Genomic DNA, 15,192 nt, shown 5'->3' with positions numbered 1-15,192 from the left:
GGCGCGGCCGCGGCGGCGGTCCCGCGGGATCAGCCGCAGCCGCCGGAGGAGCAGCCGCCGCCGGTGGGGGCGCTGCCGCCGAGCGCGCCGCGCTCGATCCGGCGGCGCACCGGACGGGCGGCGGCCTCGGTGGCCTCCCGCTCGGCCTGCTCGATCCTGGAACGGGTCGTCAGCGTCAGCATGACCGGGCCGGGGGCGGCCGGCGCCGCCGCGGCGGGCTCCAGCTCCAGCTCCGCCTCCGGCTCGGACTCGTCGACCATCCCGAGCGCGGCAGCCCGCTCCGGGCCGGTCAGGCCGCGACCGGCGTTCATCGGGATGTCCCTGCTCCTGCGCCACGCCAGCTTCACGATTCCCGCCTCCGCAACGAAACATCCACCGCCCCGGCCGGGCGTCCCGGCCTCGTTCCACGGTAAGGGACACCGCCCGGCTCGGCAGGGCCTGGCGGCCCGGATGTGACCCGGCAGTGCTGTCGGCCAGCCGACCGACCGGACCCCGGGCGCGGCGTGACGGGCGCCGTACCGATCCGCGTCAGATCGTCGCCGGCGGTCCTCCGGCGGAGAGCTTTACTGCGTATCCAGAGGGTTCGGCGTCCGATTCGTCCCTCGGGACACGGAGCAAAGGGGGGCGGTCGGCGGCCGGCGAGGTCGGCCTTGCCGGGGTCCGGGCTGCCTGATGGCTAGACTTGGGCGAGAGTCGCGACTGGCGCACAGAGGTGGAACTGACCACCGGGGAGCGATGAGCGGGTCGGTGCCGTGCGCCTGGGTGCCTCCGGCCGGATGAGACCTGCCGGAGGTCAGCATGCACAATCCCCCGCTTCCCGAACTCACCGTCGCCGATCCCGAGCTCGCCGGGCTGGTCGAGGCCGAGGCCGCCCGCCAGCACGCGTCGATCAGGCTGATCGCGTCGGAGAACTACGTCTCCACCGCGGTGCTGGAGGCGTCCGGATCCGTCCTGACCAACAAGTACTCCGAGGGGTACGTCGGCCGGCGGTACTACGAGGGTCAGCAGGTCGTCGACCCGATCGAGACGCTGGCCGTCGACCGGGCCAAGGCGCTGTTCGGCGTCGAGCACGCCAACGTCCAGCCGTACTCCGGCTCGCCGGCGAACCTGGCCGTCTACCTCGCCTTCGCCCAGCCCGGGGACACGGTCATGGGACTGTCGCTGCCGATGGGCGGCCACCTGACGCACGGCTGGAGCGTGTCGGCGACCGGCAAGTGGTTCCGCAGCGTCCGCTACGGCCTGCGCGCGGACACCGGCCGGATCGATCTGGACGAGGTGCGCGACCTCGCCCGCACCGAGCGGCCGAAGATCATCTTCTGTGGTGGGACGGCAATCCCGCGGACGATCGACTTCCCGGCCTTCGCCGAGATCGCGCGCGAGGTGGGGGCGGTGCTCGTCGCCGACATCGCGCACATCGCCGGGCTGATCGCCGGCGGTGCCCATCCCTCCCCGGTCGGCCACGCTCCGGTGATCTCGACCACCACGCACAAGACGCTGCGCGGCCCGCGCGGAGCCATGCTGCTCACCGACGCCGAGCACGCCACGGCGATCGACAAGGCGGTCTTCCCCGGCCTGCAGGGCGGCCCGCACAACCACACCACGGCGGCCATCGCGGTCGCCCTGCGGGAGGCCTCGACGCCTGCGTTCCGCGACTACGCCCACGCGGTCGTGGCGAACGCCCGCGCCCTCGCCGAGGCGCTGGTCGAGCGCGGGTTCGACCTGGTCACCGGGGGCACCGACAACCACCTCATCCTCATCGACCTCACCGGCAAGGACATCGGCGGAAAGCCGGCGGCGAAGGCGCTCGACGCGGCGGGGATCGAGCTGAACTACAACGCGGTGCCCTTCGACAAGCGCAAGCCGTTCGACCCGTCCGGCATCCGGCTCGGCACCGCCGCGATCACCACCCGCGGCCTGACCCCGGCGCACATGCCGGTGCTCGCCGGCTGGATCGACGACGTCGTCAAGGCCGCCGGCGCCGCCGACACCGCGACGATCGGTCGGGTCCGGGAGCAGGTCACCGAGCTGGTCAGCGGCTTCCCGATGCCCGGTTTCGCCTGATTATCGCGGCGCCCCACGCGTGACCACGCCCCGACCCGCCGGGGCCGGAGCGTGGTTACGCGTGCGTCACGTGACGCCTGCTCCTGGCGCCCCCGCGGTGCATCATCGGTTCAGGGCAGCCCGGAGGAGGGAGCACCGATGGTGAGGACCGTGGGCCCGTTCGCGGGTTCCCGGGCGGCGCGCGCCGCCACGGGATCGGTCGGTGTGGTCGGCGCGGCCGTCACGGCCGGCCTGGTCGCGCAGCGGCGGGCGATCCACCGCCGCCGCAACCGGCCGGACGCGCCGCCGGAGCCAGAGCTGAGGCCGATCGGCGGCCGGGTCGCCACCGTGATCGCGGCCGACGGCGTGCCGCTGCACGTCGAGGAGACCGGTCCGCCGGACGCGCCGCTGACACTGGTGTTCGTCCACGGGTTCTGCGTGTCCGCCGAGTGCTGGACGCTGCAGCACCGGGCCCTCGCGGACCTCGGCCGGATGGTCTTCTTCGACCAGCGCGCGCACGGGCGCTCCGGGCCGTCCGAGGTCGGCAACTGCACCATCGACGTGCTCGCCGACGACCTCTACCGGGTGATCCGCGAACGGGTGCCCGGCGGGCCGATCATCCTCGTCGGCCACTCGATGGGGGGCATGGCGGTCCTGGGTCTGGCCGATGCCCACCCCGAGCTCTTCGACGACCAGATCGTCGGGGTGGCGCTGCTGTCGACCAGCGCGTCGGAGCTGGCGCAGGTGACCCTCGGGCTGCCCGCCCTGGCGACGGCGGTGGTGCGTCGGGTGCTGCCCGGCATCGCCGTCGGCATGCGGCACACCTCGGGCCTGCTCGAGCGGGTTCGCGGGCGGGGCAGCGACATGTCGTGGGAGGTGACCCGCCGGATCGGGTTCGGCGCCACCGATCTGCCGCCGGCGGTCGTCACGTTCCTCGAGACAATGGTCTCGGACACCTCGGTCGCGGTGATCGCCGCGTTCCTGCCCACCCTGCTCGACAACGACCGGCTGGCCGCCGCCGCCCGCCTGGTGGGGATCCCCACCGTGCTGGTCGTCGGCGACGCCGACCTGATCACCCCGGTGGCGCACAGCCGGACGATCGCCGAGATCCTGCCCGACGCGGAACTGGTCGTCGAGGAGGACGCCGGCCACGCCATCATGTTGGAGCGGCCCGAGGCGGTGAACGCCGCGATCCGCCGGCTGGCGCAGCGGTCGCTGGCCGAGGTCTCGCTGCCGCTGCCGCGGTCGCGGACCGGACTCCCGCCCGCCTCGGTCGGCGCCGCCGCGGACGGTGCCCCGCCGGCCGAACGGGCGGCGGTCGCGGACCGCGACGGCGGCGGGACGGCCGCCTGACCGGTCCCGGCGGACCCGGCGAGGGACCCTGGCGAGGGAGCCCGGCGGGTGCGAGCCCGGTGGGATGGCGGTTTGGTGGGGTGCGGGCCTGGCGGAGGTGAACGCGAGGTCGGGGGCGAACGCGAGGAGGTGATGGGCGTGAACGCCGCACGGCAGCGTGACGTGGTCGTCGTGCCCACGGCGGACCGGATGCGCGACTTCGGCGCCCGGCTGAGCGTGTTGCTGCGCCCCGGCGACCTGCTCGTGCTCTCCGGCCCGCTCGGCGCGGGCAAGACGGTCCTCACCCAGGGCATCGCCGCGGGGCTCGGCGTGCGGGAGACGGTCACCTCGCCGACGTTCGTGCTCGCGCGGATCTACCCGGACGGCCGGATCCCGCTCGTGCACGTCGACGCCTACCGGCTCGGCGGGGTGACCGAGGTCGACGACCTCGACCTCGACGCGGACGCCGACACCTCGGTGACCGTCGTCGAGTGGGGCGCCGGGCTGGTCGAGGGACTCGCCCAGGACCATCTCGAGCTCGTGCTCACCCGGCCCACCGCCGACGAGGCCGGCGAGACCAGAACGGTCCGCCTCGTCGCCACCGGCCCGAGCTGGGCGCGGCGGCTGCGCGACCTCGCCGCGGACTGACCGCACCGCCGGCGCCGGGCCGCGCTGGGGCGGGTACTCGTCGTGGCCGATGCGGCGGTCCGTAGTCTGGACGAGTGCTGGTGCTGGCCCTCGACACATCCACGGCCGCGTGCGCGGTGGCGCTCGCCGAGTTGACCGCGTCCGATCCCGCGCGGCCGGTGAGCGCGGCGGCCGGTGATCCCGCCGGCCCCGGCGTGCACGTCTGGCCCCGGGGGAGCGTGGTCACCGTCGACGCCCGCCGCCACGGGGAGCTGCTCGCGCCGTCGATGCGGGCGGTCCTCGACGAGGCGGGCGCGCGCCCGACGGACCTCGCGGCCGTCGTCGTGGGAGCCGGTCCCGGGCCCTTCACCAGCCTGCGGGTCGGCATGGTGACCGCCGCGGCCTTCGCGGACGCGCTGGACATCCCCGTGCACGGCGTCTGCTCACTCGATGGCATCGGCGCGGCCACGGCCGGCTCGGTCGGCGTGGTCACCGACGCGCGGCGCCGCGAGGTCTACTGGGCCCGCTACGCCGGCGGGGTGCGGGTCGGCGATCCCGCCGTGGGTCGTCCGGCGCAGGTCGCTCAGATGTTGCGGGAGCTCGGCGTCGACGCCGTCACCGGCCCCGGCCGGGCGCTGTACCCGGAGCCGTTCGCCGGGTTCGCCACCACCGACGACGCGGCCGGGGCTGACGGGGTGGGGGCTGACGGGGCGGGCGTGGACACGCCGGCGGGCGGGTACCCGCGCCCGGAGCTGCTCGTCGGTCTTGCCGGGGCGGACCTGCTGGCCGGTCGCGACCCGAGCGTCCTGGCCCCCCTGTACCTGCGGCGGCCGGACGCGACCGAACCGCACGCGCCGAAGCCGGTCAGGGTGTGACGCGGCGGCCACCGCATCCTGACGGCGTGGCGCCGAGCGCCGCCACGCCGATCGAACCGGACTGGAATCGTGTGCCGGACCGGGCCGGGGAGCAGGCCCGGGACCTCGAACAGGATCGGGACCGCGAACAGGAAGAGGATCTGAGGCAGGACCGGGACCTGGTGCTCATCCCGATGCGCTGGTGGCACGTCGCCACCGTCGCCGAGCTGGAACCGACCGTCTTCGCCACCGACCCCTGGACCGCCGAGCTGTTCTGGTCCGAACTGGCCCAGGGCGACCAGCGGTGCTACCTGACCGCGCTGTGGCGGCCCCGAGGGGTGGCCGCGCACGACCTGGCGGCGATCATCGGCTACGCGGGCCTGGCGCTCGCCGACGACGGCGCCTACATCCAGACCGTCGGCGTCGTGCCCCGGGTCCGGGGCCGCGGCGTCGGCGCCCGGCTGATGATCGCCCTGCTGCGTCACGCGCGTCGGGCCGGGGCCCGCTCCTGCGGGCTGGAGGTCCGCACCGACAACCATGCCGCGCGGGCGTTGTACAGCCGGCTTGGTTTCGTCGACATCGGCGTGCGCCGCGGCTACTACCAGCCCTCCGGCGGCGACGCCTACGTCATGCGGGCCCGGCCGATCGACACGGTCGGGTACGCCGCGCTGCTCGACGAGGTCGAACGCGCGCTGCCCGGCCGGGTGCGCCTGGAGCCGTGACCGGCTCGTCGGGGCGCCCCGGCCGGCCGCGCTGACTCAGGCCGCCGCCCGCGCCCGCAGGGCACTCTCGCCCGCGGCCCGGCTGCGCTCGTACACGTCGGTGAAGTCGGCCAGCGCCGGGTTGACCGGGGCGAGCGTCATCTCCACCCGGACCAGCTCGACGTCGGTCGCCCCGAGCGACTCGAGGACGTGGGCGATGAAGGGGAGCTGGTGGTCCCAGCCCTCCTTGGGAGTGCCCACCCCGTACGAACCGCCCTGGGTGGCGATGACCGTGACGCGCTTCCCGGTGAGCACCGACTCCTCCGGTGGCTGCCGCATGGTGCGACCGACCAGGATCACCTGGTCCACCCACGCCTTGAACGTGGACGGCACCGAGTAGTTGTACATGGGCAGCGACAGCAGGAGCTCGTCGGCCGCCTCGAGCTCGCCGATCAGCTCCTCGCGCAGCTTGACGCCCTCGGTCTGCTCCGGGGTGTGCTGCTCGGGCGGGGTGAAGCCGGCAGACAGGGTGGCCCAGTCGAGGTGCGGCGGGGGCGTGAGGGCGAGATCGCGGTAGGTGACGGTGCCCTCGGGGTGGGCGGCGCGCCAGGCGTCGATGTAGGTGGCGCCCAGCGATCGGGAGGTCGAGCCCTCCACAGCCAGGCTCGCGTCGACGTGCAGCAGGTTGGGCATTGCGGCGTCTCCCTGTTGGTCGAGAAGTCGTCAAAGACTGAGATCTTCTGCTCTCGCGAAGATCTGAACAGAGACTATCTGATGGAGAAATCGTCTCTGCAAGCACTCATCTGAGGGGAGATTACTCTGACCGGGACGGGTACCCTGGGGCGGTGAGCGACGCCGCAGCGGCCGTGGGGCCCGAGGTCGGGGCCGACGGCCTGCCCGAAGACCTCGGGCAGGATCTGGGCTGGCTGCTGGGCCAGGTGCAGTACGGCTACCTCGCGGCCTCGGCCGCCGCCGTCGGCGAACTGCCGGGCGGCCTGCGCGCGCTGCACGTCCTCGGGGCTGCCGTCGGCGGCGAGGCGCGCAACCAGATCGAGGTGGCCCGCCGGTTCGGCATCGACCGGACGGTGATGGTGCGCCTCGTCGACGATCTCGAACGGGCGGGCCTGGTCGAGCGCCATCCCGACCCGGCCGACCGGCGGGCCCGCATCATCACCGCGACCGACCAGGGGGCGCGGCTCTACGCGTCGACCCAGGAGGACCGCCGCTTCGTCGATCAGCATGTGCTCGCCGGGCTGGAGCCGGAGGAGCGGGAACGGTTCGTCGCGCTGCTGCGCCGGATCGCCGCGCGGCTGCTGGCCGTCGATCCCACCCACGGCGCGGCCGCCTGCGACGCGGCTCGGCGGGAGATCGAGGCCCACGAGGCCGCCGGATGCCCGACGGAGGACGACTGCCCCACGGGCGGCGAACCGACGCCGGGCGGCGACCGCGGGCAACGGGCGCCCGCCGCCGGCTGACCGCGGGCCAGGCGGCGGCCGCGGAGGCACCTGGGCGGCCGGGAGTGGACCCTGGGCGGCCGGGTCAGCGGGGCGCGCTGGGGCTCTGCGGGGCCGGGCGGGTTGGGCTAGCCGGGCGGGTTGGGCTAGCGGGGCGGGTTGGGTTCAGCGGGGAGGGGTGGGCTCGGCGGGGCGGGGTGGACCTGGTGGAACGGCCAGGCGTGGGGGGTGCCGGCGACCAGTCCCTCGGGTGGCGCGGGCAGCGGGGCCGCGGCGGGCCCCTTGGTGGTGTTGTCCGGGCCGGCGGTCGCCGCGTCGGCGTCCACGTCGGTCGGCGGCGCGTCGGGCAACCGGAGGATCACCACGACGAGGTCACCCCCCGGTTGGCGACTGAGATATACCTCACCTCTGCGGCCGTCGAGGGCGGCGATCGCCCAGTCCCGCAGGTCTGCCAGGCGGCCGGGGGTCGCCCTGGCCTCCCACATCCAGATCATGTCCGGGTCCCATCCAGCGTGGCCGAAGGCGGTCGGGGCCGGTTGCGCGGCCGCGCGCCGGGAAGGGGCCGGGGCGAGTCGGCGCGGCCGGCGCGGTCGGGCGGGCGTTGCCCGGTTCCCGGCCGTCTTGACAGATCCGACCTTGTTGGTTGACGTGTGTGGTGCGGGTGCTAGGTTGGCACTCGGCACGTGAGAGTGCCAGCGACAACAGGCGCCTGTTCACCCGCGACGGCAGGCCGCCAGGGTCGCTCTCTCATCCAGCGCAGGAAGGGGGAGGTCGATCGTGACGACCGCCACCAAGGTTGCTATCAAGCCTCTCGAGGACCGCATCGTTGTGCAGCCCTCCGACGCCGAGCAGACCACCGCATCCGGCATCGTGATTCCGGACACGGCGAAGGAGAAGCCCCAGGAGGGCACCGTCCTCGCAGTCGGCCCGGGCCGGTTCGAGGACGGCAAGCGCGTCCCGCTCGACGTCAAGGTCGGCGACGTGGTGCTCTACAGCAAGTACGGCGGCACCGAGGTCAAGTACTCGGGCGAGGAGTACCTCGTGCTCTCCGCCCGCGACGTCCTCGCGATCATCGAGAAGTAGACCGCTCGCCGGTAGCAACGCAAGGGGCGCGCCCCGCTGGTGGCCGCCCGGTTTCCGCCGGGCCCACCGGCGGGGCGCGCCCTTGCGGTTTCCCACCGGTCGCCGGTGTCGGGAGGACAACCAGGTATGCCGAAGATTCTCACATTCAACGAGGACGCCCGCCACGCGCTCGAGCGCGGGGTGAACGCGCTGGCCGACACGGTCAAGGTGACGATCGGCCCGCGTGGGCGCAACGTCGTCATCGACAAGAACTACGGCGCGGCGACGATCACCAACGACGGGGTGACGATCGCCCGGGAGATCGAGCTGGTCGACCCGTACGAGAACCTGGGCGCCCAGCTCGCCAAGGAAGTCGCCACCAAGACCAACGATGTCGCCGGCGACGGCACCACCACGGCGACGGTGCTCGCCCAGGCGATGGTCCGCTTCGGTCTGAAGCAGGTCACCGCCGGCGCGGCGCCGCTGTCGCTGAAGCTGGGCATCGAGGCCGCCGTCGAGGCCGTCTCCGCCGCCCTGCTGGAGCAGGCGATCGAGGTCAGCTCCAGGCAGACGATCGCCCAGGTCGCCGCCATCTCCGCCCAGGACACCCAGGTCGGGGAGCTGATCGCCGAGGCGATCGACAAGATCGGCAAGGACGGCGTCATCACGGTCGAGGAGAGCCAGACCCTCGGGCTGGACCTCGAGCTCACCGAGGGGATGCAGTTCGACAAGGGCTACATCTCGCCGTACTTCGTCACGGACGCCGACTCGCAGGAGGCCGTCCTCGAGGACGCGTACGTCCTGCTGTACCCCGGCAAGATCGCGGCGCTGAACGAGATCCTGCCCATCCTCGAGCAGGTCGTGCAGGAGCGTAAGCCGCTGCTGATCATCGCCGAGGACATCGAGGGCGAGGCGCTGTCCACCCTGGTCGTGAACTCGATCCGCAAGACCTTCCAGGTCGTCGCGGTGAAGGCGCCCGGCTTCGGGGACCGCCGCAAGGCGATGCTGCAGGACATCGCCGTGCTCACCGGCGGCCAGGTGGTGGCCGGCGAGGTCGGGCTCTCGCTCGACGCGGTGACGCTGGCGGACCTCGGCCGGGCCCGACGCGTCGTGGTGGACAAGGAGAACACCACCATCATCGACGGCGGCGGCGAGGTCGACGCGGTCGCCGACCGGGTGCGCCAGCTCAAGGCGGAGATCGAGACCAGCGACTCGGACTGGGACCGCGAGAAGCTCCAGGAGCGGCTCGCCAAGCTCGCCGGCGGGGTCGCGGTCATCCGCGTGGGTGCCGCCACCGAGGTGGAGCTCAAGGAGAAGAAGCACCGCCTTGAGGACGCCGTCTCGGCGACCCGTGCGGCGATCGAGGAGGGCATCGTCGCCGGTGGCGGCGCCGCCCTGGCGCACGTCACCTCCATCCTCGACGACGGCCTCGGCCGCACCGGGGACGAGCTCGCCGGCGTCCGGATCGTGCGCACCGCCCTCGACGCCCCGCTGCACTGGATCGCGCGCAACGCGGGTCTGGAGGGCGCGGTCATCGTCGCCAGGGTCAAGGACCTCGAACCGGGACACGGCTACAACGCCGCGACCGGCGAGTACACCGACCTGATCGCGGCCGGAGTCATCGACCCTGTCAAGGTCACCCGCTCGGCGGTGGCGAACGCCGCCTCGATCGCGGCGCTGCTCATCACCACCGAGAGCCTCGTCGTCGAGAAGCCGGCGGAGTCGGAGGGCGACCACGGGCACTCCCACGGCCACGGTCACAGCCACGGGCACAGCCACCCGCAGGGCCCTGGTTTCTGATCGGAAGCCGTCCCGCGAGGCCCGGCCGGGCGACTCCGGCCGGCGCCCCGCCCGCGGCAGTGAAGCGGCCCGCTCGGTCCCCGGTCAGGGGTCCGAGCGGGCCGTCGTCGTTTCCGGGTGGTCATCCGGCGGCCGACCGCCGGGCGCCACCCGAACGGCTGGGCGAGACCGGCCGGTGGGCCCCCTCACCCGTCGCGGGTGATCGGCATGGTCGGGATCGGTTGTCCGGCCATGTCGCCACCCGCCGCCGGGCCGGTCAGCAGGCCGGCGCGAGCCCCGGCCGGGCGGGGACGCGGCGAGCCGCCCCCCGCCGCGAGCGGCCGGTGAGGATCGCCTCCCGTTCCGATTCGCTGAGCCCTCCCCAGACGCCGTACGGCTCCCGGGCGGTCAGTGCGTACTCCCCGCACGCGCGGATGACCGGGCACCGGGCGCAGATCGCCTTGGCCGCGGCCTCGCGGGCGGCCCGGGCCGGCCCGCGTTCGCCTTCCGGGTGAAAGAACAGCTCGGTGCTCTCCCCGCGGCACGCGCCATGCAGTTGCCACTCCCACTTCTCCGCGCCGGGGCCGGGAAGTCGTCGGACGTCGGTCATCGGCCTGAGCCCCCCTTTCGACCTGAGCGGCAAGCGCCGCGGGCTCAACGTAGTACCGGTCACCCTCTCGGTGATCTTGAAAAATTCACCCGGGCGTCCCCCCGCGTCGCCTGCTGTCAGGTCCGGTGTGCCGCGCCGGCACAGCCTCGCCCGGACGCGGCGCGGATCCACGGGTTGTCCGATCGCTCCGTGACCGGGCCGCCCTCGCCCGCTCGGTGCCACCGGCTGCCCAGACGCGTCCGAGATCGGGAGGGACGTCCAGTCCGCGGGTCCGGCGGACAACTTCGTGGACGGTGATTCGCCTACCCCGGCGATCGCCTGGTCACACGGCCAGGCCGGGAACGTCGCGGCGAATGCTGCAACCCGGGGCCGCCGGGGCGGCCTTCGCGGCCCGGTGGATCCCCGGCAGAGTCACCGAACCGGACGAACCTGACGATCGGGCTGGCCGAAGTTCGGCGGCCGGGGAGCGCCCCGGGTCGGCCCCGGCTGGCAGGGACATGCCAACGGGCGGCGGGTGGCGCCGATCGGCTGGGCGGACTGTCCGGGAACGGACAGTCCGGGCTGGCCCGAAAGTCGTACCGGCGGCGGGCCGACGGGGGACGCGCGGTGGCGCTGGGAGACCGCCCCAGGCCGAACGCGACCGCCGCGATCGACGAGAACAGGGCTCAGGAGGCCCCGAGACGATTCGGCTGGAGGAGGGTCGTGCGGTGTGGGCGAGCCCGGTGGTTCACCGGGGGCACGCCAACGACCTCGCATGCGGCCACGGCTGACACGGTGCGGCGACGGCGGTTGTCGCGACGGCGCGGGTGCGCCCCAGGCGGCCCCCAGGGCGCTGTCCGGCCCGCAGGAGCTGTCGTGCCCGCGGGGCTGCATCCACCCCCGCCCGCGGGGCTCCCGCCCAGGCCGTGACGCGCCTGGCGGTCAGCGGGAGTCGGCCTCCGAGGCGGCTGACGCCTCGTACACGCCGTCGGCGAAGCCGCGGGCGTACTCCCAGCTCACGTAGCACGAAGGGTCGGGAGAGAAGGCCGGCTCGTGGACGCGCGTCCGCCCCTCGTTGAGGAGGTTGCGCAGGTTGCCGGCCAGTAGCTCCCAGTCGAAGTAGTGGGGCTCGGCGCAGCCCTCGCAGTCGACGACGAGGCCGCGGTAGCCGCGCGGCTCGAGCAGCGTGCGGAAGACGTCGAGGTCTCCCAGCTCGGCGAGGACCTCCTCCCGCTCGTGCAAGGACAGCGGTTCGAGCAGGTCGAGGTCGTCGACAGAGTCGAGGCGCGCGAGCTCGGCGGCCGGATCCTCGGGGTCACCCGCGAAGGGGTCGACAGGCTCGTCGCTCACGTGGACCACGCTACGCTTGCCCGGACTGCTAAGTGGTCCCGATCAGGAGTCTCGGCACCGTTGTGCGGTGCTTGTGGACAGGTCCGTGTAGGTCCGTCTTCTGTTGCGCAACCCGCGTGGTGCTGGTCGGCCGCCGGAAAGGCCCGCTCCCGGCGGCTCCACCGCGATCTCCGTCACGCCGCGACCGCCCATAAGCGCCGCCGACCTCTACGATGGGGTACATGCCGCCACCCGGCGACCGGCTCGCCGGTAACGGGTTGATGCCCCGTTCCGCCTGGTGGGCGGCCGGGCCGGCCGCCCACGGGCACCCGGCGGGGCCGTGGCCGCCGGGCGGGTATCCCCAGCGCCGCGGCACCGGTCATCGCGGAACGGAAGGTGCCATGAACGCTCCCGTCGCCACCGATCACTCCACGTCGGCTCCCCGCACGTCGGCTCGCGCGGCGTCGGCGGGCGGCTCCGCCGACTCCCAGGTGGACCTGCTGGGGGCCGACGCACCGGTGCCGCCGAAGCTGGCGATGCTGGGCCTGACCTTCGACGACGTCCTGCTGCTGCCGGCGGCCTCCGATCTCGTGCCCGTCGAGGCCGACACCACGACCCGGCTGTCGCGGTCCATCTCCCTCGCCGTGCCCCTGGTGTCCTCCGCCATGGACACGGTGACCGAGGCGCGGATGGCGATCGCGATGGCGCGCCAGGGCGGTGTCGGGGTGCTGCATCGCAACCTCTCGATCGAGGACCAGGCGCAGCAGGTCGACATGGTGAAGCGGTCCGAGTCCGGGATGATCACTGCGCCGGTGACCTGCGGGCCCGAGGCCACCCTCGAGGACGCGAACGTGCTCATGGCGCGCTACCGCATCTCGGGTGTTCCGGTGACCGAGCCGGACGGCCGGCTCGTCGGCATCGTGACCAACCGCGACATCCGCTTCGAGCGGGACTACTCCCGCCGGGTGCAGGACGTCATGACGCCGATGCCGCTGATCACCGCGCCGGTCGGTGTGTCGACCGAGGACGCACTGGATCTGCTGCGCCGGCACAAGATCGAGAAGTTGCCGATCGTCGACGACCAGGGCCGGCTGCGGGGGCTGATCACGGTCAAGGACTTCACCAAGCGTGAGCAGTACCCGCACGCCACCAAGGACGCCGACGGCCGGCTGATGGTCGGTGCCGCGATCGGGGTGGGCGAGGACGCCTACAAGCGGGCGCAGGTCCTCGTCGCGGCGGGCGTCGACTTCCTCATCGTGGACACCGCGCACGGCCACCAGCGGGCGGTGCCGGACATGGTGCGCCGGATCAAGACCGACATCCCGACCGGGGCCGACGGTCGGCCGCTGGACGTGATCGGCGGCAACGTCGCGACCGGCGCGGGCGCCGCGGCGCTCATCGCCGCGGGCGCGGACGCGATCAAGGTCGGCGTGGGTCCCGGCTCGATCTGCACCACCCGGGTGGTCTCCGGGGTCGGTGTCCCCCAGGTGACGGCGATCTACGAGGCGTCCCGGGTCGCCCGGCAGCACGGGGTGCCGGTGATCGGGGACGGCGGCCTGCAGTACTCCGGTGACATCGCGAAGGCCATCGCGGTCGGGGCGGACACGGTCATGCTGGGCAGCCTGCTCGCCGGCGTCGACGAGAGCCCGGGCGAGCTGATCTTCATCAACGGCAAGCAGTACAAGGCCTACCGCGGCATGGGGTCGCTCGCCGCGATGCGCAGCCGGGGTGGGACCCGTTCCTACTCGAAGGACCGCTACTTCCAGGACGACGTGCTCTCCGACGACAAGCTCGTCCCCGAGGGCGTCGAGGGGCAGGTGCCCTACCGTGGCCCGCTCGCGGCCGTGGCGCACCAGCTCGTCGGCGGGCTGCGGGCCGCGATGGGGTACACCGGCTCGCCGACCATCCGGCGACTGCAGGACGATGCGCAGTTGATCCGGATCACCTCCGCGGGCCTGACCGAGAGCCACCCGCACGACATCCAGATGACCGTCGAGGCGCCGAACTACAACTCCTCGCGCTGAGCTACAGCTGCTCGCGCTGAGCCGCCGCCGCGGTTGCGCCCGTCGTCACTACCGGCCGTCCCGACACCGGCGATCAGGTGCCCGTGACGGGGGTCGGCGCGCGGGCGACGTGGAGCAATACGTCAGTGTCCGGCCGGCGTGAGCCCGCCGGCCCAACCAGGAGGCGCCAGCAGTGGCAGAGGTCGAGATCGGTATCGGCAAGAGCGCGCGGGTCGCGTACGGTCTCGACGCCGTCGGAATCGTCCCGTCGCGTCGGACCCGTGATCCGCAGGACGTCTCGCTGGCGTGGGAGATCGACGCCTACCGCTTCGAGCTGCCGCTGGTGGCGGCCGCCGCCGATGCCGTCACCTCGCCGGCGTCGGCGATCGCGCTCGGCCGACTCGGCGGGCTCGGCGTCCTGCACGTCGAGGGGCTGTGGACCCGGTACGAGCAGCCCGAGAACCACATCGCCGAACTCAGCGAGATCGGCGACAAGGAGGGCCAGCAGGCGGCGACCGAACGGCTGCGCGCGCTGTACGAGTCGCCGGTGCGTCCGGAGCTCATCGCACAGCGTCTCGGCGAGCTGCGCGACGCCGGGGTGGTCGTCGCCGCGGCGCTGCGCCCGCAGAAGGTGCGCGCGCTGAGCCAGCACGTGCTGGCGGCCGGCGTCGACCTGCTGGTCATCCACGGCACGGCGGTCTCCGCCGAACACCAGTCCCGGCGCAGCGAGCCCCTCAACCTCAAGCGGTTCATCGGCGAGCTGGATGTCCCGGTGCTGGTCGGCGGGTGCGCGTCGTTCTCGACCGCGCTGCACCTGATGCGCACCGGCGCCGCCGGGGTCATCGTCGGCGTCGGTTCGGGCCTGGGCGACCGGACCCATGACGTGCTCGGCGTGGGAGTCCCGCTCGCCACCGCCATCGCGGACGCCGCCGGAGCCCGGATGCGCTACCTCGACGAGTCGGGCGGCCGCTACGTCCACGTCGTCGCGCACGGCGACCTGCAGACCGGCGGTGACCTCGCGAGGGCGATCGCCTGCGGCGCCGACGCGGTCATGGTGGACGCGGCGCTGGCGGCGGCGCAGGACGCGCCGGGCCAGGGCGGGATGTGGCCGATGGACGTGCTGCACTCCGACCTGCCGCGCGGCCGGTGGGCGCCGGTCACCCCGACGGGCACCCTGGCGCAGATCGTCACAGGGCCCGGCGCGGCCACCGGAACGGGCCTGCTCAACCTCGCCGGCGGTCTGCGGACCGCCATGGCGACGACCGGGTACGCGACCCTCAAGGAGTTCCAGAAGGCCGAGATCATGGTGACCGCCGCCTTCTGACCGGCCCGGGGGTCGTTGCCGCCGGAGCTGGCCGCGGCCGTCCCGGCGGGCGATCGGCCGCGCGGTGGGCCGATACCCGACCCCGGCAGAACAGTCCA

Annotated in this window: 15 protein-coding genes and 1 riboswitch; of the genes, 10 read left to right on the top strand and 5 right to left on the bottom strand. The window is 73.6% G+C overall.

All coding sequences use genetic code 11. The features are described 5' to 3' along the window. Window positions 1-29: 29 nt before the first annotated feature. Entirely contained in the window at window positions 30-311 is a 282-nt protein-coding gene (locus tag AC5R91_RS14915; RefSeq protein ID WP_495397742.1) for a hypothetical protein, read from the bottom strand. A 374-nt stretch (window positions 312-685) separates the two neighbouring features. After that, a riboswitch (ZMP/ZTP riboswitch) is annotated at window positions 686-771 on the top strand. Between the two features lie 27 nt (window positions 772-798). Between AC5R91_RS14915 and glyA the strand changes: the two genes are divergently transcribed. From glyA to rimI, 5 genes are all read left to right on the top strand, one after another. Beyond that, entirely contained in the window at window positions 799-2,061 is a 1,263-nt protein-coding gene (glyA, locus tag AC5R91_RS14910; protein ID WP_495397741.1) for a serine hydroxymethyltransferase, read from the top strand. A 138-nt stretch (window positions 2,062-2,199) separates the two neighbouring features. Further along, complete coding sequence (locus tag AC5R91_RS14905; RefSeq protein ID WP_495397740.1) at window positions 2,200-3,393, top strand: alpha/beta fold hydrolase; 1,194 nt, start codon at window positions 2,200-2,202, stop codon at window positions 3,391-3,393. A 138-nt stretch (window positions 3,394-3,531) separates the two neighbouring features. Continuing rightward, window positions 3,532-4,020, top strand: coding sequence for a tRNA (adenosine(37)-N6)-threonylcarbamoyltransferase complex ATPase subunit type 1 TsaE (gene tsaE / locus AC5R91_RS14900; RefSeq protein WP_011602334.1), 489 nt, complete (start codon window positions 3,532-3,534; stop codon window positions 4,018-4,020). A gap of 74 nt (window positions 4,021-4,094) precedes the next feature. Further along, window positions 4,095-4,874, top strand: a complete 780-nt coding sequence (tsaB, locus tag AC5R91_RS14895; protein WP_495397739.1) for a tRNA (adenosine(37)-N6)-threonylcarbamoyltransferase complex dimerization subunit type 1 TsaB — start codon at window positions 4,095-4,097, stop codon at window positions 4,872-4,874. A gap of 173 nt (window positions 4,875-5,047) precedes the next feature. Then, the gene (gene rimI, locus AC5R91_RS14890) at window positions 5,048-5,575 is read left to right on the top strand and encodes a ribosomal protein S18-alanine N-acetyltransferase (protein WP_495397968.1); all 528 of its coding nucleotides are present in this window, start codon (window positions 5,048-5,050) and stop codon (window positions 5,573-5,575) included. 36 nt (window positions 5,576-5,611) lie between these two features. On the opposite strand, the gene AC5R91_RS14885 is transcribed toward rimI, so the two are convergent. Beyond that, window positions 5,612-6,247 carry an FMN-dependent NADH-azoreductase gene (locus AC5R91_RS14885; RefSeq protein ID WP_495397738.1) on the bottom strand — a complete coding sequence of 212 codons (636 nt, stop codon included), beginning with the start codon at window positions 6,245-6,247 and terminating at the stop codon, window positions 5,612-5,614. 152 nt (window positions 6,248-6,399) lie between these two features. Here AC5R91_RS14885 and AC5R91_RS14880 point away from each other — a divergent pair, with 152 nt between their 5' ends. After that, window positions 6,400-7,029: a MarR family winged helix-turn-helix transcriptional regulator gene (locus tag AC5R91_RS14880; RefSeq protein ID WP_495397737.1), complete on the top strand. Its 630-nt coding sequence runs from the start codon at window positions 6,400-6,402 to the stop codon at window positions 7,027-7,029. A gap of 125 nt (window positions 7,030-7,154) precedes the next feature. Here AC5R91_RS14880 and AC5R91_RS14875 read toward each other — a convergent pair whose 3' ends face one another. Beyond that, complete coding sequence (locus AC5R91_RS14875) at window positions 7,155-7,502, bottom strand: hypothetical protein (RefSeq protein ID WP_495397736.1); 348 nt, start codon at window positions 7,500-7,502, stop codon at window positions 7,155-7,157. 283 nt (window positions 7,503-7,785) lie between these two features. Here AC5R91_RS14875 and groES point away from each other — a divergent pair, with 283 nt between their 5' ends. Both groES and groL read left to right on the top strand, forming a co-directional pair. Then, window positions 7,786-8,091, top strand: a complete 306-nt coding sequence (gene groES, locus AC5R91_RS14870; RefSeq protein ID WP_009740479.1) for a co-chaperone GroES — start codon at window positions 7,786-7,788, stop codon at window positions 8,089-8,091. Window positions 8,092-8,217: 126 nt separating this feature from the next. After that, window positions 8,218-9,870 (top strand): chaperonin GroEL, encoded by a 1,653-nt coding sequence (groL, locus tag AC5R91_RS14865; protein ID WP_495397735.1) that lies wholly within the window; start codon window positions 8,218-8,220, stop codon window positions 9,868-9,870. A gap of 256 nt (window positions 9,871-10,126) precedes the next feature. Here the strand turns inward: groL and AC5R91_RS14860 are convergent, their stop codons facing one another. Continuing rightward, window positions 10,127-10,459 (bottom strand): WhiB family transcriptional regulator, encoded by a 333-nt coding sequence (locus AC5R91_RS14860; protein WP_009740477.1) that lies wholly within the window; start codon window positions 10,457-10,459, stop codon window positions 10,127-10,129. 921 nt (window positions 10,460-11,380) lie between these two features. After that, complete coding sequence (locus AC5R91_RS14855; protein ID WP_495397734.1) at window positions 11,381-11,797, bottom strand: DUF5319 domain-containing protein; 417 nt, start codon at window positions 11,795-11,797, stop codon at window positions 11,381-11,383. A 371-nt stretch (window positions 11,798-12,168) separates the two neighbouring features. On the opposite strand from AC5R91_RS14855, the gene guaB reads away from it, so the two are divergent. Beyond that, window positions 12,169-13,791 carry an IMP dehydrogenase gene (gene guaB / locus AC5R91_RS14850; protein WP_495397733.1) on the top strand — a complete coding sequence of 541 codons (1,623 nt, stop codon included), beginning with the start codon at window positions 12,169-12,171 and terminating at the stop codon, window positions 13,789-13,791. A gap of 172 nt (window positions 13,792-13,963) precedes the next feature. Further along, on the top strand, window positions 13,964-15,094 hold the full coding sequence (locus AC5R91_RS14845; RefSeq protein WP_495397732.1) for a GuaB3 family IMP dehydrogenase-related protein: 1,131 nt from the start codon (window positions 13,964-13,966) through the stop codon (window positions 15,092-15,094). Window positions 15,095-15,192: the final 98 nt, after the last annotated feature.

The organism is Frankia sp. BMG5.60 (assembly GCF_059428125.1).
Note: the sequence above shows the minus strand (reverse complement) of the source record. Positions and strands in the feature narration are given on the sequence as shown.

Coding starts and splice junctions, on each gene's coding strand:
- AC5R91_RS14915 (WP_495397742.1), bottom strand. CDS start 311: ATGAACGCCGGTCGCGGCCTGACCGGCCCGGAGCGGGCTGCCGCGCTC.
- glyA (WP_495397741.1), top strand. CDS start 799: ATGCACAATCCCCCGCTTCCCGAACTCACCGTCGCCGATCCCGAGCTC.
- AC5R91_RS14905 (WP_495397740.1), top strand. CDS start 2,200: ATGGTGAGGACCGTGGGCCCGTTCGCGGGTTCCCGGGCGGCGCGCGCC.
- rimI (WP_495397968.1), top strand. CDS start 5,048: ATGCGCTGGTGGCACGTCGCCACCGTCGCCGAGCTGGAACCGACCGTC.
- AC5R91_RS14885 (WP_495397738.1), bottom strand. CDS start 6,247: ATGCCCAACCTGCTGCACGTCGACGCGAGCCTGGCTGTGGAGGGCTCG.
- AC5R91_RS14875 (WP_495397736.1), bottom strand. CDS start 7,502: ATGATCTGGATGTGGGAGGCCAGGGCGACCCCCGGCCGCCTGGCAGAC.
- groL (WP_495397735.1), top strand. CDS start 8,218: ATGCCGAAGATTCTCACATTCAACGAGGACGCCCGCCACGCGCTCGAG.
- AC5R91_RS14860 (WP_009740477.1), bottom strand. CDS start 10,459: ATGACCGACGTCCGACGACTTCCCGGCCCCGGCGCGGAGAAGTGGGAG.
- guaB (WP_495397733.1), top strand. CDS start 12,169: ATGAACGCTCCCGTCGCCACCGATCACTCCACGTCGGCTCCCCGCACG.